We start from the raw sequence: 25,912 nt of genomic DNA on the forward strand, positions 1-25,912 counted from the left end.
AGGAATGAAATTATGAAAAAGGTAAAAACAATGAAAAACTGTTTAGGTACAGGAAAGGTATGTTGTAAGATACGCAGTAAATACAATATGTTGGCAGAACTACTTTCAAAAATTGAACAACTTGAGACTGAAGAACATGATGGTGATAGAGTTGCTGAAGTACTGCTTGATGTTTTTGCAACTGAGCAAGCTAAGCTTGCTCAGAGCATACGAAAAACTTGTTTAAAGTGTGAAAGAGCAGAAAAAGTTAAAATAGCAAAGGCAAAGGCTGAGAGTGATGTAAAAGTAGCAAAACAACTACTTTCGGTAGCTGAAGAAAATCTTAAAAATAAAATGGAAGTGCTTGAAGGGTTTTATTTGTAATATCATGACTTGCTAAATGTATAGTAAAATCAATCAAAAATAATAAATATTTGGAGGTAAACAAATTATGAAAAAGTCAGTAAAGAGATGCAAAGAAGAAGGGGTTGTTTGTAAAAAACTGCATAGCTCCATAGCAGAGCTTGAGTTGGTTTTGGATAAAATGCGGGAGCACCACAAGATAGCTCAAAAATCTATATATGGTTATATGGCAGAGTTTGCGGGGCTTGATGTTGAGGGATGTGCGTGTGAACTTAAAAATAAATTGAAGCAACTCCGCATCGAGCTTGCGAATACCTGCTATAAGTGTAAGGGTTACAATGATTATATACATGAGCTACTGATTGAAGCTGAGATGTTTGTAGCTAGGCAAGCCTTTGCAGAAGCAGAGGCGAGATTTGAAGAATCTGTCGGAGTAGACAAGTACATGGAAATGTTCTATGAGTAAGAGGATTAAATAAATCACTACCTATTATATAGGACGATAATACTGCATCGCAGTATTATCACTTATACTATAAAATTTTATAAAAAAAATGGAGGAACATGAATATGCAAAAGAAAGAAATTGACTTAGTGAAATTTTTTAAGGAGCAGAACGAGTACCTACACAAAACTTATGGTGACTGGGTTAGTGTGATGAAAACACCTGACGGATTTGCGATGAAAGTAACTCTTAAGGGTGTTGATGTTGTAGCAACCCTCGAAAAGATGGACAATGACCATAGTGCACCAACAAATGATAAGCCAATTGTTGATATATTGCTTAAGCTTAGATACAGTCTCGAAACTGGTACTTTCGTCCCTAAGGTTGCTGCTGTGTCAGAAGAAGAATAAGTATATGTAAAACTTAATATAAGCAAATGAGACCACCTACTGTTACACAATAGATGGTCTTTTATTTGCTCATAACCTATTAGGCCGATGATGTAGCAGTAAAAATTATTATGTTTTATTCGCTGCATTTCTAGGCCTCGCTAAATATAGCCCATAAAAATCATTTTATGGGGGAATTAATTATGAAAAGAGTAACAAGACAAGGAACACAATCATACATTACAACTATGGGGGGTGTATGTATGGATTCAAGAGGTCAACAAGTACAAGTTATACATACAACACCAAAGATGACAGCGACAGAAAGAAAAACAGCTGAGAAGCGAGTTTCTAACGATTTATTTAATATACTATCTAGCATACACAAAAAACTTAAAACTGAAAGTGAATAAAACGAAGCGTTGAAAATGAGTGCCTACGTTGGTATAATGCCAATATAGGCACTTTTTATCTGCCTTAATAAGGGGGTTACATAAATGATAGCAATATATGCACGTCAATCAGTAGACAAAAAGGACTCAATTAGTATAGAAACACAAATAGATGAGTGTATGTTAGAAGCTAGGATACTGAAGAAGAAAGTAGAAGTATATAAGGACAAAGGGTTTTCAGGTAAGAACCTTGACAGAGACGACTTTAAGAGAATGATGAAAGATATAAAAGCCGGTAAAATAAGTACCGTAATCGTATATAAGATGGACCGTATAAGCCGTTCAGTTGTTGATTTTGTAAACACCTACGATGTATTTAAGGCTAAAGATGTGAAATTTATATCCTGCACAGAGAAATTTGATACAACGACAGACGCAGGCGAAGCTATGTTAAAAATAGTGATGGTATTTGCGGAGCTTGAGCGTAAAACTATTCAGCAACGTGTAGTTGATGCTTACACCAACCGTAGTCGTAAGGGGTTTTATATGGGAGGTCGTGTTCCATACGGGTTTAAGCGTGTACCTTTTACAATAGACGGAAAAAAGTCATCGCAGTATGCACCAGAACCCGAAGAAGTTAGGCAGTTAAAGATTTTATTTGATTTATACTCGAGGCCGGGCACTTCAATTGGTGAAGTTGTAAAATATTTGCGTGAAAATAATATAAAAAAAGCTCGTGGTATTGAGTGGTCAACTCCGAGAATAACAGAGATACTGCGTAATCCAATATATGTACGAGCTGACGCTGACGTATATGCGTTTTATTCGTCACGAGGTACTGAGATAGTTGACCCACCAGAGCGTTTTATCGGCACGAATGGATGTTATTTATACACAAAACCTAAGCCTAAACTTAAACCTAATGATAGTAAAGATAGTAAAGATGTAGAGAATATAAAGGAAACAAAGGACACTAAAAGCAGTAAGAATATGGCTCATTACAAAGATATGCTGCTTGTATTAGCTCCACACGAGGGCATAATAGATTCAGGTACATGGATTAAATGTCGACTAAAGGCCGAACAGAATATTCAAATTCCAAGGTCAAAACGTGTTGAGGCCACTTGGCTCTCAGGAAAGCTGAAATGTGCTAAGTGTGGGTATGCACTACGCTATAACAAATGGCAAGGAAAAACAACATTTAATGAGTATTTTCTATGTTCAGAGGTATGTGGTAACCGTAGGTGTACAGGTTTTGGAGTAGTTAAAAAGGACTTTTTAGAAGGAGTTATACTCGAACAACTGAAAGCAAAGGTTCTAAGCCTAAAAGTAGAGCAAGACCAGCCAAACCCTAACACTTCGGAGATAAACCGAATTAAGGCAGAGATAGCAACTAAAAACAAAGAAATAGACGAAATTGTAGATACATTTGTCGCTGCAAGTTCTACTATTAAAGAGCGTTTAAACAAAACAGTAGATAAGCTTAATGATGAGATTGAGAAACTTAATGACAAGATTGTAAGACTTGAAAGTAGTTCTATTAGTAGGGATAGCCTCGACCCTGAACAAATAGAAGAAATCTTTGACGAGTGGGACGAAGTATCACGAGAGGATAAGCAAACCGTGGTCGATATACTTATTCAGAAGGTGCTAGTTTGTAAGGAAAGCGTTGAGATTGTGTGGCGTGTATAATTCAATAAAAAAACTGCTGAGAACCTAGTGTTTCAGCAGTTTTTTATTCACTTTCATTCTTACGAAATACTTCACCAAATCTCTGATAATGTACAACTTCTCTTTCTCTTAAGAATTTTAAAGGTTCTATTACATCTGGGTCGTCAGCTAGATTTATGAGATACTCATAGGTTGCTCTTGCTTTTTGTTCAGCAGCTAAATTTTCAGTTAAGTCCACTATAGGATCACCTTTTGATTGGAGAACTGAAGCAGTAAATGGAACGCCTGAAGCACTTACTGGGTACACTCCTCTACCATGGTCTGCATAATAAGACTCAGCACCTGCTGCTTTGATTTCTTCAATGCTTGCACCTTTTAATAATTGATGAACCATTGAACCAACCATTTCTAAGTGAGCTAATTCTTCAGTACCTACATCATTTAATGTTGCTATGGCTTGAGGTGTAATCATAGAGAATCTTTGACTTAAATATCTTAATGATGCACCCAGCTCTCCATCAGGACCGCCATATTGTGTAATGATTATAGTTGCCATTTTGGGATTAGGGTTTTTTATTTTTACAGGGTACTCAAGAAACTTTTCGTATGTCCACATATACTACCTCTCCTCTCCACTAAGTCTAAAGTTAGCCTCACATTCCCATGGCCAAGGCTCATTTATCCATTGCCATGGACAATGACTATAGGATCCATAAGACAATGGTCCGTAGCATTTCTCATACTCCTGTCTTAACATACGAGACTGTGTTACAAGTGAATTATGTGCTGCAAGGGCATTCTGATCAGTTGGATGGGTATTAAGATATAAATGGAGGTCTATTAGTGAAAAAGTCACAGCGGTAATTTGTTTTAAAAGTTCTTTTTTATTCATATCATGCTTCATAATAGTACCTCCTTCTAACAGTCAGAGACTGGCCTGCATTTTTTATCTTTTCCTTCATAAGGACTATAAAGCTCTGGGAAAACAGTTCCATGTTTAAGAGCTTCTATAGGAGAGAGAAGAGTACAAAGTCTTTGATAAGGTACATATGCAGCTGCTAATCTTACATTTCTTATTACTAGTTCTTGCGGAATACATTGTTGCTTTGGTGGACAGTTTGTAGTATACATATTAACTCTTGAATTTGTGTCTTTTGCCATAGTTGTGTTTATCCTCCTTGTTTATGTTGCTTACACAATAACATCATATGATGCTAAATATAAACTTGTTACAATTAATATAGATTTCTTATCATAAATTACATTTATTCTTAATATACTTATAGATTAGGACATAATAAGAAGGAACAAAGCGCTAATTCAATATAATGACGCATGATATATAGATATGTTTAATACACTAATTCAGTGAATAAGATATTTAAAAGCGTTAAAAATTTACAAGTGCAGTATTAGAAGGTAAAATTATTATAAACAGGTTTAAACTATATACGTTTTTTTTATTTATATCTTTGAAATATGCGAATGAGGTGATTTTAGTATAATGGAGAACAATTTAATAAGCTCATGCCACTGTGAAAAATGCACTGGAAAGTATTGCGCTAAAAAAGTATATATTTTTTCAACGTTACATGAAAATCAACTAGCGGAAATTGCTAATACTGTTATAAATAGAAGATATAAAAAGGGTCAAATGATATTCTTTGAAGGAGACGTATCAGATAAGCTATATATTGTTAATAAGGGAAAGATTAAGATATTTAAATACACAAAAGAAGGAAAGGAACAGATATTATACATACTTACTGATGGAGACTTTATCGGAGAATTGAGTTTGTTAAAGAGAAGTAAGGTTGAATTTAATGCGGAAGCTTTGGAAGATACAGCTATATGTGCATTAACTAAGGAAAACTTTGATAGAATAATAGAAAAAAATCCTGAAATAACTTTTAAGATATTAGAAGTAGTACATGATAGATTAATGAACCTTGAGAGTCTAGTACAGAGATTAAGCACAAAGGATGTAGAATCTAGAATAGTAGGAGTTCTATTAAGCCTTGCAAAAGATTTTGGAAGAGAAGAAGGAAATACAGTAATATTAGATTTGCCTTTAAACAGAGAAGAAATAGGAAGTTATGCTGGCCTTACGAGAGAAACAGTAAGTAGAACCTTAACAAGTATGCAAGAAGAGGGAATAATTGAGCTTCAGGGTAATAAAAAAATAATTATAAAGGATATAGAATATCTTAAAAGCATTGATTAGAATCTCTTTATAGGGAAACAAACTAGAAAATTGACTTACACAAAGGGATATGTTTCCAAAGCTGAAGGTAGATTTAAAAACTTTGTGACAGTCTTAGTAAAGGGTTCTAAGGTTATCTTGGAACACAAGCTTTATACCGGCTAAAAGTTATTAACGGACTGAAGCTTGGAAACATAGCCCGGGGTGTAAGTCAATTTTCTAGTTTTATATTTATATAGGGAGTATCTATTAGTTGCTTTGTTTTAGGATTAATTCTCCAATTTCTTTTCCAGCATCAACACATAATTTTGCTGATGTGTCTTCGTCAAAATAGTTAATTTTTAAAGGTAGTTTTATGTGGTTAGCACCAGTGCTTTTAACAATATAAGAAGTATCCACTAAAGTCATATTGCTTTGTTTGATATAATCATTTATTATTTCTATCGCTTCACCACTCCAACCGAAGGATCCAAATGCTACGCCAAGTTTGTTAGATAAATCTAAAGTTATTAAGTCTTTAATTGTATCTTCTAGGTTGCCTATCATATCGCCATATTTTGTAGAACTTCCTATAAGTATAGCATCTGATTTCAAGGCTGATTCTTTTAAATCATCTATATTGGCGCTTTTAATATTAAATATTTCAGTCCTAATGTGTGTGGAGTTTAAGCCTTCAGCTAGAGACTTAGCTATTTTTCCTGTATTTCCTGTCACGCTACTAAATAATATAAGAGCTTTTTTATCCGTTTTATTAAGATCAACGGTGCTCATTTCATCGTAAAGGTCGATATATTTTTTGGCATCGCTTCTTAATATATATCCATGAGAAGGAGCTATTATATTAATATCAAGTTCTTTAACTTTATCAATCATGTTTCTGATATAAGTTCTGTGTGGGCTCATTATTAAGCTATAATATACTTTAAAATCTTCAATTATATCTTCTTTAGCTAAATCATTAAATAATTCATTGTTAGCAATATGAGTACTAAAAATATCGCATGGGTAAAGTATTTTATCCTCAATGCAATAAGTAATCATAGTTTCTTCAGTGTGCAGATATGGTGTTTCAAAGAATTTTAATGTTTTTTCACCGATATTAAGAGTATTTCCATCCTTAACTATTAAGTACTCTTGATTATTAAGTTTAAACATTCCATTTAATAACTCTCTTGCTTTTTCTGTAGTTACTATAACTGCATTTTTAGCTTTATTTAATAATATAGGTAATGCACCAGCATGATCTGGCTCAACGTGGTTAATTACAACATACTGAATTTTGTTTAAATCTATTATTTCTTCAAGATTTTTAACAAATTCTCTTCCGTACATAATATCAACTGTGTCTATAATAGTGGGCTTTTCTGTATTTAATAAATATGAATTATAAGTTGTTCCCTTTTCTAATATTAATCTGTGAAAAGGTACTTTCCTATCATCTACTTTTCCAATCCAGTAAGTTTTTTCAACTAATTTATTATTTATCATATAAAACATCTCCTTTTGAATTTTTAATTGATGACTTCATTATAGGTTTAGTAAGAATTGAGTGCAGTGATTAAAATCAACTAAAAATTTGATTACAGTCACAGATTAATAGATAAACTTTTTATATAATTGACTCATAAACACGAGATACTGCTGATAAGTAAGCAGAGTAAAGTAGGATTTATAAATTGAGTTTATACTCTACTTACAAACCAGTATAAATTATATGTACAAAAAAATATTTGGAGGGATAAATGATGAATAAATTTATATTTAAAAGTTCAGATAGTATAGGCTATATTGCAGCAAATTTTCCCAAAGCTATGGACATATTTAAAGACTACAATATTGATTTTTGCTGCGGAGGAAATAGACCATTAATAGATGCAATAAAAGAAGGAGGGATAAAGGAAGAAGAGATAATGAGCAAGCTTGAAGAAGCATATAACAACTTACTAATAATAAAAGATAAAAATATAGATTTTAATGTAATGTCTTACAGCGATTTGGTTGATTATATAGTAAATACTCACCATGCATATTTACAAATTGAACTTCCTAAAATCTATGAACTTACAACAAAGATACTAAGAGTACATGGTGCTAATCATAAGGAGCTAACAAGAGTGCATAGATTATTTGCAAGTCTTAAAACAGAGTTAGAGGAACATCTTATTAAAGAGGAAGAAATTGAATTTCCGTTAATAAAGAAGTATGAGTCAGATCCATCGAATGAGTCATTAGAGAAGGTAGTTTCAATAATGGAGGAGTTAGAAAATGAACATGAGGGGGCAGGAGATATACTTAAGGAGCTAAGAAAAATTACAAATGGATATGAAATACCTGCAGATGTGTGTAACACTTTTAAATTGACTTATCAAAAGCTTCAAGAGTTAGAAGCAGATACTTTTCAACACATACATTTAGAAAACAATATTTTGTTTCCAAAGCTTAAAGAAAAAAATAATAGTAAATAAGCAAAAAATCTTTTATATTCGTAACAATTGTTACGGAATAAGTTTATAGATGAAGTTATAATTAAATCATCAAGTGAACAACAACAATCTAGCACATATCAGCTGCAGAGCCGTTGATTAATGAGACTCTGCAGTGGTAATGTGTACTTTAATGGTAAAGTTTTAGAAAGTATATAATCAAAATGAAATAAATTAATATTATGGAGGTTAGAATTAAATGAGTATGTTTTGTTATCAATGTCAAGAGGCAGCAAATTGCAAAGGATGTACAATAAAAGGTGTATGTGGAAAGACAGAAGACCTAGCAAAAGCACAAGACTTATTAATATATATAACAAAAGGAATTTCTATATTTAGCACAAAGGCCAGAGAATTAGGAGTAGAAAATAAGGAAGCAAATAAATTTGTAGTAGAGAGTTTATTTGCAACTATAACTAATGCAAACTTTGACAGAAACGTATTTATAGAAAGAATAAAAAGAGGATTACAATTAAGAGAAGAAGTTAAACAACAGTATATAAAAGCTGGTGGAAAACTTACTGAATCAAAAGAAAATACTTCATGGCTTAAAAAAATCTTTGGATTTGGTGGAGCACAAAAAGAAGAAGAACTTAGCCTGCCAGAAGCAGCAATATGGTTTGCTGATAACGTAAATGATTTTGATTTAAAAGCAGAGTCAGTAGGCGTACTAGCTACTAAAGATGAAGATATAAGATCATTAAGAGAGCTTTTAATTTATGGATTAAAAGGTATGGCAGCATACATTAAGCATGCTAATAACTTAGGATATGATGATAAAAATCTTCATGGATTTATGCAAAAGGCATTAGCTGCAACTTTGGATGACAGTATAGCAGTAGATGGATTAATAGATCTAGTACTTGAAGCAGGTAAATATGGGGTAGATGCTATGGCTTTACTTGATAAGGCTAATACTGAATCTTATGGAAATCCTGAGATAACAAAAGTTAATATAGGTGTTGGAAATAGACCTGGTATCTTAATAAGCGGACATGACTTAAAAGACATGGAAGAATTGTTAAAACAAACAGAAGGAACAGGAATAGATGTATACACTCACAGTGAAATGCTTCCAGCAAACTACTATCCAGCATTTAAGAAATATAAGCACTTTGTAGGAAACTACGGAAATGCATGGTGGAAGCAAACAGAAGAATTTGAAAGCTTCAATGGACCAATTTTAATGACTACAAATTGCGTAGTTCCTCCTAAGAATTCATATAAAGATAGAATGTATACTACTGGCGCAACAGGTGTTCCAGGGGTTAAGCATATAGCAGATGGAAAAAATGGTCAACCAAAAGACTTTTCAGCTATAATTGCACATGCTAAAAAGTGTCAGGCACCAAAGGAAATCGAAAAAGGAGAAATAGTTGGTGGATTTGCACACAACCAAGTTTTAGCTTTAGCTGATAAAGTTGTAGAAGCAGTTAAAACAGGAGCTATAAAGAGATTCTTCGTTATGGCTGGTTGTGATGGAAGAGCTAAGAGCAGAAATTACTATACAGACTTTGCTAAGAAACTTCCAAAGGATACAGTTATCCTTACAGCTGGATGTGCTAAATATAAATACAATAAGCTTGACTTAGGTGATATTGGAGGAATTCCAAGAGTGTTAGATGCTGGACAATGTAACGACTCATATTCACTAGCAGTAATAGCACTTAAATTAAAAGAAGTATTTGGATTAGAGGATATTAATGAACTTCCTATATCATATAATATAGCTTGGTATGAGCAAAAAGCAGTTATAGTTTTACTTGCATTACTTCACTTAGGAGTTAAAAATATTCACCTAGGACCAACTTTACCAGCATTCCTTTCACCAAATGTAGCTAAGGTTCTAGTAGAGAACTTTGGAATAGGTGGAATAACAAATGTTGATGATGATATGAAGATGTTCTTAGGATAATATAAAGTTAAATACTATCATTAAATATCCCCATCCGTGAAGTTGATGGTAGTTTACTTAAATTTAAATAAACTTACACTAATAAAAGAGCTTGTGACTTATTTTGGCACAAGCTCTTTTTCATATTATTTTGTATAAATATTTCCTAATCTATGCAAAATATATTTGGAGGTGTTTTTATGAAAGTAAATTTATCACAAAAAGAAAGAATGTTACTTGAAGATCAAAAAAGTCATGAGGAAGCTTGCATAGTAAAGTATACTAATTATGCAAATCAGGCTACGGACAGTCAATTAAAAGCAATATTTAATGCTAGTTTGCAGTCCGAGAGAACACATTTAGACAGTATAAACCAATTATTAAGCGGAAATATTCCTCAGATGAATCAACAAGGTAATCAGCAAAATAATAATCAAAGTACAAACCAGAATATGACTTCAGGAGTACATAATTTATCTGACTATGACATGTGTACAGATATTTTAATGACAGAAAAATATGTTTCTGGAGCTTACGATACTGCAATCTTTGAATTTAGAGATACAAATGTTCGCGATGTTTTAAACCATATACAAAAAGAAGAACAAAAGCATGGAGAATCTGTATTTCAGTATATGGAAAGCAAAGGTATGTATAAAGTTCAATAGTTTTACATTAGGCTGTTGATAACTACTTAGTTATCAACAGCCTTTAAAGTTTAGATGTTTATAATATTTACAAATCAGTTAAATTAAAAGTAGATATTTCATCTATTGGTTTTCTATTTTTATTTCTTACATTAGCTGATTTAGGATAACCTACAGCAATTAATAGTGCAACCATTTGATCTTTGCTTATATTTAGGTGCTTTTTTATTTTCTTTTCATTAAACCATCCTATCATACAAGTACCTAAACCTTCTTCAGCAGCTTGAAGACAAAAGTGTTCTGCTGCAATTCCAATATCAATTAAATAATAAGGAATACTAGTAATCATTTGTCCAACTTTTGTTTTTAGGTTTCCTTTTGTTGCAGTGATTACTACTAGGACAGGTGCATTTAATGAAAACTTATTAAAAGACACAAGCTCATTAAAAGTTGATCTTGCGATTTTATCTTTTAGCTCTGGAGTATCTATAATGATAAAACTCCATGGCTGAGAATTGCAAGCAGATGGAGAGAGACGAGCTGCCTCGAGACATCTATCTATCTTTTCCTTTTCGATGGAGATATTAGAATATTCACGAACACTTTGACGGACTTTAACTAATTCTAAAAAATTCATAGGTACACCTCGTTATATATTAAATCTTCATATAAATAATATTATAGCCTATTTAATTGAGAAGAAAATCTATAAGTTGTTATCATTCGGAGATTAATTCGAATTTAAGCAGTAAACTAAATCTGGCGTGTCAATATGCTTAATATCTAGTATTATATTGAGATATGCAGAATTAATGAGCTAATTTAACCTCAGACAAACTATAAAATATAATCTATTAATAAAAAGGTGGTAAGATAACATTCGTCGCTTGAGTGAGCGGCAAACAAGTTAAAAAAGTTAGTCAAAAATATGTTGACAACAAGTTAGCTTGTGTGATACTATAATGAAGCTGTCAAGGGCAGCTAAGCTTAACAAAAAGAATTCAAAAAAGGTTCTTGACAAAGTTAAGTAAGTATGAGAAACTTTATAAGCTGTCTTGAACGACAGATGATCCTTGAAAATTAAACAGAGGTTAAAAATCAAGATGATTTTTATTAAGTAAACTAAACCAGCAATTCTTTTGAACTACTTGTTAGTAGTCAAAAACAACAGTAATGAGCATTCAAACTTTTAAATTGAGAGTTTGATCCTGGCTCAGGACGAACGCTGGCGGCGTGCCTAACACATGCAAGTCGAGCGATGAAACCCTTCGGGGTGGATTAGCGGCGGACGGGTGAGTAACACGTGGGTAACCTGCCTCAAAGAGGGGGATAGCCTCCCGAAAGGGAGATTAATACCGCATAACACTAGTTTTTCGCATGGAGAACTAATTAAAGGAGTAATCCGCTTTGAGATGGACCCGCGGCGCATTAGCTAGTTGGTGAGGTAAAGGCTCACCAAGGCGACGATGCGTAGCCGACCTGAGAGGGTGATCGGCCACATTGGAACTGAGACACGGTCCAGACTCCTACGGGAGGCAGCAGTGGGGAATATTGCACAATGGGCGAAAGCCTGATGCAGCAACGCCGCGTGAGTGATGAAGGCCTTCGGGTTGTAAAGCTCTGTCTTTTGGGACGATAATGACGGTACCAAAGGAGGAAGCCACGGCTAACTACGTGCCAGCAGCCGCGGTAATACGTAGGTGGCGAGCGTTGTCCGGATTTACTGGGCGTAAAGGATGCGTAGGCGGATTTTTAAGTGAGATGTGAAATACCCGGGCTTAACTTGGGTGCTGCATTTCAAACTGGAAGTCTAGAGTGCGGGAGAGGAGAGTGGAATTCCTAGTGTAGCGGTGAAATGCGTAGAGATTAGGAAGAACACCAGTGGCGAAGGCGACTCTCTGGACCGTAACTGACGCTGAGGCATGAAAGCGTGGGTAGCAAACAGGATTAGATACCCTGGTAGTCCACGCCGTAAACGATGAGTACTAGGTGTAGGAGGTATCGACCCCTTCTGTGCCGCAGTTAACACAATAAGTACTCCGCCTGGGAAGTACGATCGCAAGATTAAAACTCAAAGGAATTGACGGGGGCCCGCACAAGCAGCGGAGCATGTGGTTTAATTCGAAGCAACGCGAAGAACCTTACCTAGACTTGACATCTCCTGAATTACTCGTAATGGAGGAAGCCCTTCGGGGCAGGAAGACAGGTGGTGCATGGTTGTCGTCAGCTCGTGTCGTGAGATGTTAGGTTAAGTCCTGCAACGAGCGCAACCCTTATCATTAGTTGCTACCATTAAGTTGAGCACTCTAGTGAGACTGCCCGGGTTAACCGGGAGGAAGGTGGGGATGACGTCAAATCATCATGCCCCTTATGTCTAGGGCTACACACGTGCTACAATGGGTAATACAAAGAGAAGCAATACAGTGATGTGGAGCAAAACTATAAAATTACCCTCAGTTCGGATTGTAGGCTGAAACTCGCCTACATGAAGCTGGAGTTGCTAGTAATCGCGAATCAGCATGTCGCGGTGAATACGTTCCCGGGCCTTGTACACACCGCCCGTCACACCATGAGAGCTGGCAACACCCGAAGTCCGTAGTCTAACCGTAAGGAAGACGCGGCCGAAGGTGGGGTTAGTGATTGGGGTGAAGTCGTAACAAGGTAGCCGTAGGAGAACCTGCGGCTGGATCACCTCCTTTCTAAGGAGTCGACAAGATAGGTAATTCTATCTTGAAGGTTTGTTTACACTCTGTTTAATTTTGAAGGATCATAGTATTCTTCAATTGTTCTTTGAAAATTGCACAGTGATATATAAATAAAAGTAAAGCTGAAGGTAAAACTACTTATTATATAAGTAAGTAACCTTTGTAGATTTAAGAATTAATATAAATTAATAGTAGCGAGCAGAACAAGGAAGCAACCGAATGAGGAGCGGAGTTTACTTTAAGGTAAATGAGCACCGCAGTGAGGGAAGCTGACGCAGTAATGCGAAGGTAATATTAATTTAGATGGTCAAGCTACAAAGGGCGCATGGTGAATGCCTTGGCACCAGTAGTCGAAGAAGGACGTGATAAGCTGCGATAAGCTTCGGGTAGGCGCAAATAGCCTGTGATCCGAAGATTTCCGAATGGGGCAACCCACACTACTAACGTAGTGTACTATAAACTGAATTCATAGGTTTATAGAGATATACCCGGGGAACTGAAACATCTAAGTACCCGGAGGAAGAGAAAGAAAAATCGATTTCCTAAGTAGCGGCGAGCGAAAGGGAAAGAGCCCAAACCAGGAACTTGTTCCTGGGGTTGCGGACAGATCATAAACGGAGAGGTATCTTAATTGAAGAGAGCTGGAAGGCTCCGCCGTAGAAGGTAACAGCCCTGTAAGTGAAAAGAGAAGACTCTAGATCTGCTCCAGAGTACCACGAGACACGTGAAACCTTGTGGGAAGCAGGGAGGACCACCTCCCAAGGCTAAATACTAACTGGTGACCGATAGTGAAGCAGTACCGTGAGGGAAAGGTGAAAAGAACCCCGGGAGGGGAGTGAAATAGAACCTGAAACCGTGTGTCCACAACCGGTCAAAGCACTTTTACGTGCGATGACGTGCTTTTTGTAGAACGAGCCAGCGAGTTACGATATGTAGCAAGGTTAAGCACTTAAGGTGCGCAGCCGAAGGGAAACCGAGTCTGAATAGGGCAATAAGTTGCATGTCGTAGACCCGAAACCGGGTGACCTATCCATGGACAGGTTGAAGCGGAAGTAAAATTCCGTGGAGGACCGAACCACGTTGGTGTTGAAAAACCATGGGATGAGCTGTGGATAGCGGAGAAATTCCAATCGAACTCGGAGATAGCTGGTTCTCCTCGAAATAGCTTTAGGGCTAGCGTTGAGAATGAGTAATGGAGGTAGAGCACTGAATGGGCTAGGGGCTGACAACAGTTACTGAACCCTATCAAACTCCGAATGCCATATACTTGAATCTCAGCAGTCAGACTACGAATGATAAGATCCGTGGTCAAAAGGGAAACAGCCCAGATCATCAGCTAAGGTCCCAAAGTGTAAGTTAAGTGGAAAAGGATGTGGGATTTCTAAGACAACTAGGATGTTGGCTTAGAAGCAGCCACTCATTCAAAGAGTGCGTAATAGCTCACTAGTCGAGAGATCCTGCGCCGAAGATGTCCGGGGCTAAAACTTACCACCGAAGCTATGGGCTCGAAAGAGCGGTAGAGGAGCTTCCTGTATGGATTGAAGTCGTACCGAAAGGAGCGGTGGACTGTACAGGAGTGAGTATGCTGGCATAAGTAGCGAGAAATAAGTGAGAATCTTATTGGTCGAAAACCTAAGGTTTCCTGAGGAAGGCTCGTCCGCTCAGGGTTAGTCGGGACCTAAGCCGAGGCCGAAAGGCGTAGGTGATGGACAATCGGTTGATATTCCGATACCGCCAACTGACGTTATTACAAATGGGATGACGCAGGAGGATAAGATGTGCGCACTATTGGATGTGCGTCTAAGCGTTTAGGTATACAGGATAGGCAAATCCGCCTGTATTAGCTGAGGCGTGATGGGGAGCCCTTTCGGGCGAAGTATCTGATTCCACGCTGTCAAGAAAAGTCTCTATGGAGGAAGTTGGTGCCCGTACCGCAAACCGACACAGGTAGGTGAGGAGAGAATCCTAAGACCAGCGGAAGAATTGTTGTCAAGGAACTCGGCAAATTGACCCCGTAAGTTAGCGATAAGGGGTGCCTACGCAAGTAGGTCGCAGAGAATAGGCCCAAGCAACTGTTTAGCAAAAACACAGGTCTCTGCTAAAGCGAAAGCTGATGTATAGGGGCTGACGCCTGCCCGGTGCTGGAAGGTTAAGGGGAACACTTAGCGCAAGCGAAGGTGTGAACTTAAGCCCCAGTAAACGGCGGCCGTAACTATAACGGTCCTAAGGTAGCGAAATTCCTTGTCGGGTAAGTTCCGACCCGCACGAATGGCGTAATGACTTGGGCACTGTCTCGACAACAAATCCGGCGAAATTGTAGTGCAAGTGAAGATGCTTGCTACCCGCGATTGGACGGAAAGACCCCGTAGAGCTTTACTGTAGCTTAGCATTGAGTTTCGGTATTGTCTGTACAGGATAGGTGGGAGACTGAGAAGTAAGGGCGTCAGCTCTTATGGAGTCATCCTTGGGATACCACCCTGACAGTACTGGGATTCTAACCGGCGGCCATGAATCTGGTCACGGGACATTGTTAGGTGGGCAGTTTGACTGGGGCGGTCGCCTCCTAAAAAGTAACGGAGGCGCCCAAAGGTTCCCTCAGAACGGTTGGAAATCGTTCGTAGAGTGCAAAGGCAGAAGGGAGCCTGACTGCGACACATACAAGTGGAGCAGGGACGAAAGTCGGGCTTAGTGATCCGGTGGTTCCTCGTGGGAGGGCCATCGCTCAACGGATAAAAGCTACCTCGGGGATAACAGGCTGATCTCCCCCAAGAGTCCACATCGACGGGGAGGTTTGGCACCTCGATGTCGGCTCGTCGCATCCTGGGGCTGAAGTAGGTCCCAAGGGTTGGGCTGTTCGCCCATTAAAGCGGCACGCGAGCTGGGTTCAGAACGTCGTGAGACAGTTCGGTCCCTATCCGTCGCGGGCGTAGGAAATTTGAGAGGAGCTGTCCTTAGTACGAGAGGACCGGGATGGACTGACCTCTGGTGCACCAGTTGTTCCGCCAGGAGCACAGCTGGGTAGCTATGTCGGGACGGGATAAACGCTGAAAGCATCTAAGCGTGAAGCCCACCTCAAGATTAGATTTCCCATAGCGTAAGCTAGTAAGACCCCTTGAAGAACACAAGGTTGATAGGTCAGAGGTGTAAGCATGGTAACATGTTCAGCTGACTGATACTAATAGGTCGAGGGCTTGACCAAATATTATATAACACTGTGCAATTTTCAGAGAACAAGTATTTCTGAAAGCAAAAAGTAATAACTAAAAATTGATAGAAGCGAGTAGTACAAGGAAGCGACTGAACGAGGAACAGAGTTTACTGATCTGTAAATGAGTACCGCAGGGAGGGAGCTGACGCAGTAATACGAAGCTTACAGCAATTTTTGCAGATCTGGTGGTAATGACGTGAAGGTAACACCCGTTCCCATTCCGAACACGACGGTTAAGCTTCATAGTGCCGATGGTACTGCACGGGAGACTGTGTGGAAGAGTAGGTCGTCGCCAGGTAATAATAGAAACACTGAGCATATGCTTGGTGTTTTTTATTTATGTAAAAAAGTAAGTAACATACCCATTCCTAACAGGTTGGTTAAGCTTGATAGTGCCGATGGTACTGCAGGGGAGACCCTGTGGAAGAGTAGGTCGTCGCCAGGTAATATGAAAGACACTAAGCAAATGCTTGGTGTTTTTTTATTTATGCAAATAATTGAGTAACATACTCATCCCTAACAGGTCGGTTAAGCTTTACAGTATCGATGCAATGCAGAAGAGACTTGTAAAAGAGGAGTCCATCGCTAGATAATAGAAAAGACACCAAGCAAATGCTTGGTGTTACTTATTTATATAAAGAAATAAGTGACATATCCAGAGGAATTATAAAGGATACTAAAAATAATCTTAGTGTTTTTTATAATTATAAGATATTTGATAATATGAACAATCAGGCCGTTATTAGCGAATGCATTAGGCTTACTTAATATAACTATTTATTTTTATCATAAATTATGAAAACGTATTGACTAGCATGTACGTACAAGTTATAATTTATTTATAACATAACTTGTACGTATAGGTTTCGAGAGACGGTAATAATATGTTCATGAGTAATAAAATAAAAATATAGTGGGGGTTTTGGTATGGGTAAGTTCTCAAGTGAAGCAAAACAGTTGCTAGAGTATATTGGTGGAAAAGAAAACATTGCTGCAGTAACTCATTGCGCAACACGTATGCGTTTTGTATTAAACGATGCTAAAAAGGCAGATGTTAAAAAAATCGAAGGTATCAAGGCTGTAAAAGGTACCTTTACGCAGGCGGGGCAATTCCAAGTTATTATAGGTAATGAAGTGTCCATATTTTATAATGACTTTGTAGAAATTACTGGTGTAGATGGTGTTAGTAAGGAGCAGGCCAAGATTGCTGCCAAAAGCAATATGAGCTTTATTCAGAAATTACTTGCTAATTTAGCAGAAATATTTACACCACTTATTCCTGCTCTTGTAGTTGGAGGTTTAATACTAGGTTTTCGTAATATAATTGGAGATATTAAGTTACTTGAAGGTGGAACTAAAACAATAGTACAGCAGTATCAGTTTTGGGCTGGTGTTCACTCATTCTTATGGTTAATTGGAGAAGCAATTTTCTTCTTCTTGCCAGTAGGAATAACGTGGTCTATTTCTAAAAAAATGGGTACAACTCAGATATTAGGGATTATATTAGGTATAACGCTAGTATCACCACAGCTACTGAATGCTTATGCCGTTGCAGGCACTCCTGTTGATAAAATACCTTTCTGGGACTTTGGCTTTGCAAAAATTCAAATGATAGGGTATCAAGCTCAAGTTATTCCAGCAATGCTTGCAGGATTTCTTTTGGCAATGTTGGAAAAAAGCGTGCGTAAAATTGTTCCTGAATATATATCTATGATAGTAGTGCCGTTTTTAGCATTAGTTCCTACTGTATTAATAGCACATACCATTTTAGGACCAATAGGTTGGGCGATAGGGAAATTTATTTCAGGCGTTGTATATTCAAGTTTGACTTCATCATTTGGATGGCTATTTGCAGCTATATTTGGATTTACTTATGCACCATTAGTTATTACTGGATTGCACCATATGACGAATGCTATAGATTTGCAATTAATGGCTCAATTTGGAGGAACAAATTTATGGCCGATGATTGCATTATCAAATATTGCCCAGGGTTCAGCAGTTTTAGCAATAATATATTTAAATAGAGGTGATAAAGAAGAGGAACAGGTATCTATTCCTGCTGCAATATCATGCTATTTAGGTGTAACTGAGCCAGCTATGTTTGGTATTAATTTGAAATATGCATTCCCATTCTTAGCTGCTATGATAGGTTCAGCAATTGCAGCTGTTATCTCAGTAGGTTCAGGAGTTATGGCGAATTCAATTGGAGTTGGAGGTTTACCAGGTATTTTATCAATAAAGCCTCAGTACATGTTAATTTTCGCGTTAGCAATGCTTGTAGCCATTGTCATACCATTTATATTGACAATTATATTTGCTAAAAAGAAAATTGCACAGAAGAAATAAAAGTAAACAAAAGATATTAATATTGTAGTGCGTATAAGAGAAGAATTATTAAATCCTTCGTTTATACGCATTGTATATTTAGGATAAAGGAGTGAATTTCATGAAAGATTTTAAAAAGAGTGTAGTCTATCAGATATATCCTAAATCATTCAATGATTCCAATGGAGATGGAATTGGTGATTTGAAAGGCATAACCAAAAAGTTAGATTATCTAAAAATATTAGGTGTAGACTATATATGGGTAACTCCTTTTTATCTTTCTCCTCAAAAAGATAATGGATATGATATAGAGGATTATTGTAATATTGACCCAAGGTTTGGAACTATGGATGATTTTGAGGAAATGGTTTCAGAGGCTAAGAAGTTAGGTATCAGTGTTATGTTAGATATGGTATTTAATCATACATCTACAGAACATCAGTGGTTTAAAAATGCTATAAAAGGTGATAAAAAATACAAGAATTATTATATTTTTAAGGAAGCAAAGGGTGACAGAGAGCCAACGAATTGGGTATCGAAATTTGGTGGTTCATCCTGGGAATATGTAAAAGAATTTGAAGAATACTATTTGCATTTATTTGATATAACTCAAGCTGACCTCAACTGGGAAAACGAAGATGTGAAGAAAGAAGTTTTTGATATTGTGAATTTTTGGATTGAAAAAGGAGTTAAAGGATTTCGTTTTGATGTTATTAATTTAATTTCAAAACCAGATGACTATGAGGATGACTATGAAGGCGATGGTCGACGATTTTATACAGACGGACCACATATTCATCAATATTTAAAGGAGCTGAATAAAGAAACCTATGGTAAACATGAAGATATCGTAACTGTTGGCGAAATGTCATCTACAACAATAGATAATTGTGTTAAATATTCAAATCCGAAAGAAAAAGAGTTGTCAATGGTATTCAACTTTCACCATCTTAAGGTTGATTATAAAGATGGAGATAAGTGGACGCTGATGGATTTTGATTTTATAAAGCTTAAATCAATTTTTAATTCATGGCAACTTGGAATTCAAAACGGAAATGGATGGAGTGCAGTATTTTGGTGTAATCATGATCAACCTCGTATTGTATCTCGTTTTGGAGATGATCAAAAGTACCATAGAGAGTCAGCAAAGATGCTAGCAACGTCAATACACATGATGCGTGGAACCCCATATATTTATCAGGGCGAAGAGATTGGAATGACAAATTCGTATTATGATAATATTAATTTATATAAGGATATAGAATCCATCAATTACTATGATATATTAAAACAACAAGGTAAAGATGAGAGAGAAATAATTAAGGTACTACAGTCAAAGTCACGAGATAATTCACGTACTCCGATGCATTGGAATAAATGTAGTCAAGCTGGTTTTACCACTGGAGCTCCGTGGTTATCGGTAAGTAAGAATTATAAGGAAATTAATGTTGAAAATTCATTAGAAGATAGTAATTCAATTTTTTATCATTACCAAAAGTTAATCAAACTAAGGAAAGAATATGATATTGTTGCATATGGAGATTTTGAATTAATATTAGAAGACCATAAAGATATATTGGCTTATATAAGAAATTATAATAACGAAAAGTTACTGGTAGTAAACAACTTTTATGGAAGAGAAACTGTATTTCAATTGCCCTCTCAATTTAATTTTGATCATCATAAAAGTAATATTCTAATATCGAATTATAAAGACTCAAGTGAGGATTTTAAGAAAGTCAATTTAAGATCATATGAATCAATAGTTTATCATCTTGAGAAATAATAAAAGAGGTGTTAAAATATCATTGGTGATAGAAAATGGATAGTAAATACTTAATTATATATAACGAATTAGTAAATAAAATAGAAAATGGCAAAGTTGATGCTAACTCAAAGCTTCCATCAGAAAATGAGTTAATGCAAATGTATACTGTATCTAGAGATACAGTGAGAAAGGCCTTAAACTTACTAGAAGGAAACGGATATATTCAAAAAGTAAAAGGAAAAGGATCTTTTGTAATTGATATTAATAGATTTGATTTTCCTGTATCAGGTTTAACAAGTTTTAAAGAGTTATCTGAGAAAATGGGCATAAAATCAAGCACAATTTTACAAGAACTGGAGCTAGTTAAACCAGATAAATTCCTAAAAAAGCAATTAAATGTTTCAGAAGAGGATGACATTTGGAAAGTTATAAGGGTAAGAGAAATAGGTAATAAAAAGATTATCTTAGATAAAGATTTTTTAAACAAAAAGTATGTACCATTGTTGACTAAGGAAATTTGCGAGAATTCAATATATGAATATCTTGAAAAGGAATTAAGTCTGAAAATCAGTTTTGCTAAAAAGGAAATTACAGTACAACAAGTTACAGAGGAAGATAAAAAATACTTAGATTTTGAAAATTATAATATGATAGTAGTGGTAAAAAACTATATATATTTAGATGATATGAGTCTGTTTCAATATACCGAATCTAGACATAGACCAGATAAGTTTAGATTTGTGGACTTTGCTAGGAGAAAATAAAAAACAAGTAATAAAATAAGAAGAGAATGCGAAATTCCCTTCTTATTTTATTATTTATATATGGAGAGATATTTTATGCATCAATTTTAGTAGACTGATCTTTATTCTTGCTTTTGCAATAGTAATACACTGGTAATCCTAATAAAGTAAGACCTATTCCAAATAGAGCACTAGTAGGTGAATCTTTAAGTGTAGAAACCATTAAATAAACTCCTCCTGCTATGCCTATGATAGGAACTATAGGATATAGTGGGACATGATAAAGCTTTGGATTACGAGGCATTCTTTTTCTAAGTATAAATATACTTATAACACCCAAAGTATAGAAAATCCACAAAGCGAATACAATTAAATCTGTTATTGAGTTAAATGTGCCTGATAATATGTATAATATTGCAACTACACCTTGGAATATTAATGCGTTAATAGGAGTACCTAATTTAGGGTGTATAGCAGAAAATGTTTTAGCTGCTGGAAGATGGTTACGTTGTCCCATTGCAAAAGTGTATCTTGAACCACAAGTTAACATTCCATTTAAAGCTCCAAATACAGAAAGCATCATTCCAATTGTTATAAAAGTTGCACCGCTAGGACCAAAAAGCTTCTGACATGTATCTACACCTATTCTTTCAGAAATAGCTGCAGTAGACCCTGGTAATACATTAAAGATAGCTATATTAAATGCAACATATACTAGCATAACAAATGATATTCCTATTATTATAGCTCTAGGTATATTTTTTTCAGGATCTTTCATATCAGCGGCTAGTGTACAACAGCTAAGCCATCCATCATATGCCCATAATACACCAAGCAATGCAACACCAGCACCAGCGCTTTTTATATGCCCTACTGATGCAAAACTTATATCATGGGCAGTTCCATTAATTAAACCAAAAATAGCTATGACTGCGATTGGAACAAGTTTACCTATTGTTGCTATCGTTTGCAACCAAACACCATATTTAGTTGAAATTATTTGTGCTACAACTAGTAATATTACTAGAGATATAGCAAAGCATTTTTGTTGTATAGTGCTCATTGGCACAAAGAATGTTGCAAAGGTCGCACAAGCTATTGCAAGTGCAGCAGAAGATCCAGGGCAATTTATTAAATTTCCTACCCAACCAAATAAATAACCAATAGTATCATTATATAATTCCGATAGATAGGTATACATTCCACCAACCTTAGGTATGTATCCAGCAATTTCCGCAACAGTAAGCGCAGCTGCTATTGTAATTACACCTCCAAAAACCCACATGAAAATTGCTCCACCAGTAGAATCCATGTTTCTTAATACCACTGCTGGCTTTAAGAAAACTCCAGAACCAATTACCAAACCGATTACATACATTATACCTTGAAATGCATTCATACTTTTTGCCAGTTGCTGTTTCTGAGTTTCACTCATGTAAACTTCCTCCTATAATTAAATGATTTTTATTTTATACTGTTTAAACTATTATTTCATAATTTCAATTAAGTCCCCAATGAATATAATACTTTTATAATTTGTCTATAGCTGTTTTTAGCCTTTCTAAAGCTTGTTCAACTATTGATCTTGGACATGCAATATTCATTCTTACATATCCTTCGCCCATGGAGCCAAACCAGAAGCCATCATCCATGGCAACTCCTACTTCCTCAATCATAAATTTGCTTAATTCTTCACTATTCATTCCAAGTTCTCTACAATCAAACCAGACAAGGTATGTTCCTTGCGGTTTATTAGGTTTTATTTTAGGTATATTTAACTTACAGTAATCATGTATATAATCAATATTTGCCTCTAAATATTCTAAAAGCTGCTCAAGCCACTCCTCTCCATGTCTATATGCTGCTTCAGTTGCTACAACACTAAAAGGACTATTTCTTTTTATATCAAGTGCACCTAATATATTATCAAACTTCTCTCTTTCCTCTTTTCTAGGGAAAATTACAAGTGAAGCTTGTAGACCTGCGAGATTGAATGTCTTACTTGGAGCTACACATGTTATAGTATTTTTACAAAATTCTTCTGAAATCATTGCAAAAGGAATATGTTTGTTGTTTTTATATATAAGATCTGAATGTATTTCATCAGAAATAACTCTGATACCGTATCTTAAACAAATATCTCCAAGCTTTACTAATTCCTCTCTAGTCCATACACGTCCTACAGGGTTATGAGGATTACATAAAATAAGCATCTTTGCTCCTGCTTTAGCTGCTTCTTCAAGTCCCTCATAATCCATTACATAATTTCCATCTACTAGTTTCAATGTATTAAGTACTAATTCTCTGCCATTGTTTCTCACCACATCAAAGAACGGATAATATACAGGATCTTGAATTATTACTTTATCTCCAGGCTCTGTAAATTCTTTAACTAATATGCTTAATGTTGGAACTACTCCTGGGCTGTGAATCATCCACGTACTATCAGCATTCCAACCATGTTTTTTGTTCAACCATTCACTAACTGATTCATAATAAGAATTTGGTCTTGATGTATATCCATATATTCCTTGTTCTACTCTGTCTTTAATTGCATCAATAATAGGTTGTGCTGTTTTAAAATCCATATCAGCAACCCACATAGGTATTAAGTCATCTTTTCCAAATTTAAGTTTTAATTCATCATACTTTGCAGAATAGTTATTTTTTCTGTCAATGATCTCATCAAAGTTATACTTCATTTTTGTTCCTCCCTAAATGTTCTTTTTATTTTTAATAATATAATTTGATGTATTTGCAAATACATTAATAGTATAAGCAATTAATATGCCAAAGTATTTTGTACGGAAAATGTAATCATTTACGTGAAAAAGTAATATAATTATTAAAATAAATGGGTCAAGTGGAGAAATTAATACTCCACTTGACCCAATTTAATTTTATCTAAAAAGCTAAGGCCTAATTCTGTTATTTTACTTCCACATCTACCTTTTAAAACTCTAGCTAGCTTAAATTTTTCGAGATTTGTGAGGATATTTCTAACTTCCTGTTCAGTTAAAAAAATGTTTGCATTTTCAGAAGCTTTTGAAATAGCTTTTCTACCTATTGTAGTTCTATTTGCATGATTTATAGATAATTGATTAAGTACAAATAAATATTCATCAGATCTATTTTTAGTAAATCTCTTAAAGCTCTCAAAATGAGTATCTTCACTTTCAATAGTTTTATAACTATTATTTTTGCTAGTTTGCAATTTAAAAGGTAAATCATTTACACAAATTTTATCATCGCCTAAATATGTTAGGTACTCAACATAGTTATTTAGCTCTCTTATGTTTCCGTCCCAAGAGTAGTTTAAAAAAGCGTCAACCGCTTCAGGTGTTAATGTAAAGTGACTATTTAAATCCTTTTTGAATTTTTCAATAAGAAGCAAAATATCTTCACCTCTATGACTTAGAGGTGGGATAGTTAAAGGAAGAACATTAAGTCTATAATAAAGGTCTTTTCTAAAGGTACCTTCTTGCACCAGTTGCTTTAAGTCTCTGTTAGTAGCAGCAATCACTCTAACATCAACTTTTATAACACTATTTCCGCTAATACGTACAAGTTCTTTTTCTTGTAAGATTCTTAGTAATTTTGCTTGGAGGCTTAAACTCATTTCACCTATTTCATCTAAAAATAGAGTTCCCATGTGTGCAAATTCAAATAGACCTAGTTTTCCCCCTTTTTTAGCTCCAGTAAAAGCGCCATCTTCATATCCAAAAAGTTCGCTCTCAAGAAGAGTTTCAGGTATGGCAGCGCAGTTAACTGCAACAAATGGATATTCCTTTCTATTTGAATTGTTGTGTATTGCCTGGGCAAAAAGTTCTTTTCCCGTACCGCTCTCACCCGTAATTAAAACAGAGGAATCAGCTTTGGACATTTTTTTAGCAATTTCTTTTGCTTTAACTATTGTAGAACTTTTCCCTATTATATTGTCGAAAGTATATTTTGCTATATGGCCTTTATTTAAAAGCTGCAGTCTGAGTTTATGTTGTTGATGTTCTGTTTCTTTAAATTTTTGAAGAATGACAAAAGCACCAATATATTTATTAGAACATATCACTGGCTGAATATTAAGATTTATATATGTATCATTTATTTTTATTAGCTTTGATTTTATCGATTCAAAAGTATTTGATATATAATCAAAAGGGACTTCAGGAATTATAGTCTTGAGCATTTTGCCTATTACAGCATCTTTTCTCATATTAATAATTTTTTCAGCGCTGTTATTGCATGCAAAAATTAATCCTTGAGCGTTTATTCCTATTATTCCTCTATCTAATACTTCAAGAAGTATATCAAATTGACTTTCAAGCCTATTTGTTTTACCTGTTAATTCTTCTAAGCTATAACAATTTGTTGATATACTATTGAAATAGTTTTTAAAATTATTATTTTGAAGCAAATGTTCAAGTTTAAGCTTTAAAGCAATTTCAATTATCGTGGATGTATCCAACAACCTATGGCCTATATCTAGTATTGTGCTTACATTACTAGGGACGTATCTTGCTTCACCAGGAGTTATTGCCAAATTAAGATTTGGTGTATCCTTCATGCCTGGATAGAATGGGACTAATTCAATATGATTAGCGCCTAACTGATAGATTAGTGATATTGTTTCAATACACATTTCTACATTTAAATTAACTAACATAGCCTTAGTTTTATGGGGAATGTTCATTATTTGA

Annotated in this window: 21 protein-coding genes and 3 rRNA genes; 16 read left to right on the top strand and 8 right to left on the bottom strand. The window is 35.5% G+C overall.

Translation table 11 applies throughout. The features are described 5' to 3' along the window. Nucleotides 1-12 precede the first annotated feature (12 nt). From RCG18_RS10215 to RCG18_RS10235, 5 genes are all read left to right on the top strand, one after another. The gene (locus tag RCG18_RS10215) at nucleotides 13-363 is read left to right on the top strand and encodes a hypothetical protein (protein WP_308041197.1); all 351 of its coding nucleotides are present in this window, start codon (nucleotides 13-15) and stop codon (nucleotides 361-363) included. A gap of 67 nt (nucleotides 364-430) precedes the next feature. After that, nucleotides 431-808, top strand: coding sequence for a hypothetical protein (locus RCG18_RS10220; protein WP_308041198.1), 378 nt, complete (start codon nucleotides 431-433; stop codon nucleotides 806-808). Between the two features lie 104 nt (nucleotides 809-912). Further along, nucleotides 913-1,197, top strand: coding sequence for a hypothetical protein (locus RCG18_RS10225; protein WP_308041199.1), 285 nt, complete (start codon nucleotides 913-915; stop codon nucleotides 1,195-1,197). A 182-nt stretch (nucleotides 1,198-1,379) separates the two neighbouring features. Beyond that, nucleotides 1,380-1,589: a hypothetical protein gene (locus RCG18_RS10230; RefSeq protein WP_308041200.1), complete on the top strand. Its 210-nt coding sequence runs from the start codon at nucleotides 1,380-1,382 to the stop codon at nucleotides 1,587-1,589. Between the two features lie 84 nt (nucleotides 1,590-1,673). Beyond that, entirely contained in the window at nucleotides 1,674-3,260 is a 1,587-nt protein-coding gene (locus RCG18_RS10235) for a recombinase family protein (RefSeq protein ID WP_308041201.1), read from the top strand. Nucleotides 3,261-3,303: 43 nt separating this feature from the next. Here the strand turns inward: RCG18_RS10235 and RCG18_RS10240 are convergent, their stop codons facing one another. The 3 genes from RCG18_RS10240 to RCG18_RS10250 are packed head-to-tail and all read right to left on the bottom strand — an operon-like array spanning nucleotide 3,304 to nucleotide 4,400. Beyond that, nucleotides 3,304-3,855 (bottom strand): manganese catalase family protein, encoded by a 552-nt coding sequence (locus RCG18_RS10240; protein ID WP_308041202.1) that lies wholly within the window; start codon nucleotides 3,853-3,855, stop codon nucleotides 3,304-3,306. 3 nt (nucleotides 3,856-3,858) lie between these two features. Beyond that, the gene (locus RCG18_RS10245) at nucleotides 3,859-4,143 is read right to left on the bottom strand and encodes a spore coat protein CotJB (protein WP_178909148.1); all 285 of its coding nucleotides are present in this window, start codon (nucleotides 4,141-4,143) and stop codon (nucleotides 3,859-3,861) included. A gap of 14 nt (nucleotides 4,144-4,157) precedes the next feature. Then, nucleotides 4,158-4,400: a spore coat associated protein CotJA gene (locus RCG18_RS10250; RefSeq protein WP_308041203.1), complete on the bottom strand. Its 243-nt coding sequence runs from the start codon at nucleotides 4,398-4,400 to the stop codon at nucleotides 4,158-4,160. Nucleotides 4,401-4,743: 343 nt separating this feature from the next. On the opposite strand from RCG18_RS10250, the gene RCG18_RS10255 reads away from it, so the two are divergent. Then, complete coding sequence (locus RCG18_RS10255; protein ID WP_308041205.1) at nucleotides 4,744-5,463, top strand: Crp/Fnr family transcriptional regulator; 720 nt, start codon at nucleotides 4,744-4,746, stop codon at nucleotides 5,461-5,463. Nucleotides 5,464-5,691: 228 nt separating this feature from the next. Here RCG18_RS10255 and RCG18_RS10260 read toward each other — a convergent pair whose 3' ends face one another. Beyond that, nucleotides 5,692-6,930 (bottom strand): FprA family A-type flavoprotein, encoded by a 1,239-nt coding sequence (locus tag RCG18_RS10260; protein WP_308041206.1) that lies wholly within the window; start codon nucleotides 6,928-6,930, stop codon nucleotides 5,692-5,694. 257 nt (nucleotides 6,931-7,187) lie between these two features. Between RCG18_RS10260 and ric the strand changes: the two genes are divergently transcribed. From ric to RCG18_RS10275, 3 genes are all read left to right on the top strand, one after another. Beyond that, on the top strand, nucleotides 7,188-7,907 hold the full coding sequence (gene ric, locus RCG18_RS10265; protein ID WP_308041999.1) for an iron-sulfur cluster repair di-iron protein: 720 nt from the start codon (nucleotides 7,188-7,190) through the stop codon (nucleotides 7,905-7,907). A gap of 217 nt (nucleotides 7,908-8,124) precedes the next feature. Continuing rightward, nucleotides 8,125-9,840 carry a hydroxylamine reductase gene (gene hcp, locus RCG18_RS10270; RefSeq protein ID WP_308041207.1) on the top strand — a complete coding sequence of 572 codons (1,716 nt, stop codon included), beginning with the start codon at nucleotides 8,125-8,127 and terminating at the stop codon, nucleotides 9,838-9,840. 179 nt (nucleotides 9,841-10,019) lie between these two features. Beyond that, the gene (locus RCG18_RS10275) at nucleotides 10,020-10,487 is read left to right on the top strand and encodes a spore coat protein (protein ID WP_308041208.1); all 468 of its coding nucleotides are present in this window, start codon (nucleotides 10,020-10,022) and stop codon (nucleotides 10,485-10,487) included. 67 nt (nucleotides 10,488-10,554) lie between these two features. Here the strand turns inward: RCG18_RS10275 and RCG18_RS10280 are convergent, their stop codons facing one another. Then, nucleotides 10,555-11,103: a nitroreductase family protein gene (locus RCG18_RS10280; RefSeq protein ID WP_308041209.1), complete on the bottom strand. Its 549-nt coding sequence runs from the start codon at nucleotides 11,101-11,103 to the stop codon at nucleotides 10,555-10,557. A 553-nt stretch (nucleotides 11,104-11,656) separates the two neighbouring features. Here RCG18_RS10280 and RCG18_RS10285 point away from each other — a divergent pair. The 7 genes from RCG18_RS10285 (at nucleotide 11,657) to treR (ending at nucleotide 21,239) form a co-directional block, all read left to right on the top strand. Further along, nucleotides 11,657-13,165 (top strand): 16S ribosomal RNA (locus tag RCG18_RS10285). A gap of 311 nt (nucleotides 13,166-13,476) precedes the next feature. Beyond that, nucleotides 13,477-16,370 (top strand): 23S ribosomal RNA (locus tag RCG18_RS10290). A gap of 190 nt (nucleotides 16,371-16,560) precedes the next feature. After that, nucleotides 16,561-16,677 (top strand): 5S ribosomal RNA (gene rrf, locus RCG18_RS10295). The 16S, 23S and 5S rRNA genes sit together here, the layout of an rRNA operon. Before the next feature lie 21 nt (nucleotides 16,678-16,698). Then, the gene (locus RCG18_RS10300) at nucleotides 16,699-16,884 is read left to right on the top strand and encodes a hypothetical protein (RefSeq protein WP_308041210.1); all 186 of its coding nucleotides are present in this window, start codon (nucleotides 16,699-16,701) and stop codon (nucleotides 16,882-16,884) included. Nucleotides 16,885-17,306: 422 nt separating this feature from the next. Continuing rightward, nucleotides 17,307-18,728, top strand: a complete 1,422-nt coding sequence (gene treP / locus RCG18_RS10305; protein ID WP_308041211.1) for a PTS system trehalose-specific EIIBC component — start codon at nucleotides 17,307-17,309, stop codon at nucleotides 18,726-18,728. 100 nt (nucleotides 18,729-18,828) lie between these two features. After that, nucleotides 18,829-20,493: an alpha,alpha-phosphotrehalase gene (treC, locus tag RCG18_RS10310; RefSeq protein WP_308041212.1), complete on the top strand. Its 1,665-nt coding sequence runs from the start codon at nucleotides 18,829-18,831 to the stop codon at nucleotides 20,491-20,493. Between the two features lie 35 nt (nucleotides 20,494-20,528). Next, nucleotides 20,529-21,239, top strand: coding sequence for a trehalose operon repressor (gene treR, locus RCG18_RS10315; RefSeq protein ID WP_308041213.1), 711 nt, complete (start codon nucleotides 20,529-20,531; stop codon nucleotides 21,237-21,239). A gap of 73 nt (nucleotides 21,240-21,312) precedes the next feature. On the opposite strand, the gene RCG18_RS10320 is transcribed toward treR, so the two are convergent. The 3 genes from RCG18_RS10320 to RCG18_RS10330 form a co-directional block, all read right to left on the bottom strand. Then, complete coding sequence (locus tag RCG18_RS10320) at nucleotides 21,313-22,653, bottom strand: amino acid permease (RefSeq protein ID WP_308041214.1); 1,341 nt, start codon at nucleotides 22,651-22,653, stop codon at nucleotides 21,313-21,315. Nucleotides 22,654-22,747: 94 nt separating this feature from the next. Next, nucleotides 22,748-23,920, bottom strand: coding sequence for a MalY/PatB family protein (locus RCG18_RS10325; protein ID WP_308041215.1), 1,173 nt, complete (start codon nucleotides 23,918-23,920; stop codon nucleotides 22,748-22,750). Between the two features lie 170 nt (nucleotides 23,921-24,090). Then, complete coding sequence (locus RCG18_RS10330; RefSeq protein WP_308041216.1) at nucleotides 24,091-25,905, bottom strand: sigma 54-interacting transcriptional regulator; 1,815 nt, start codon at nucleotides 25,903-25,905, stop codon at nucleotides 24,091-24,093. Nucleotides 25,906-25,912: the final 7 nt, after the last annotated feature.

The organism is Clostridium sp. OS1-26, from assembly GCF_030915445.1.
Lineage (GTDB): Bacteria > Bacillota > Clostridia > Clostridiales > Clostridiaceae > Clostridium_AM.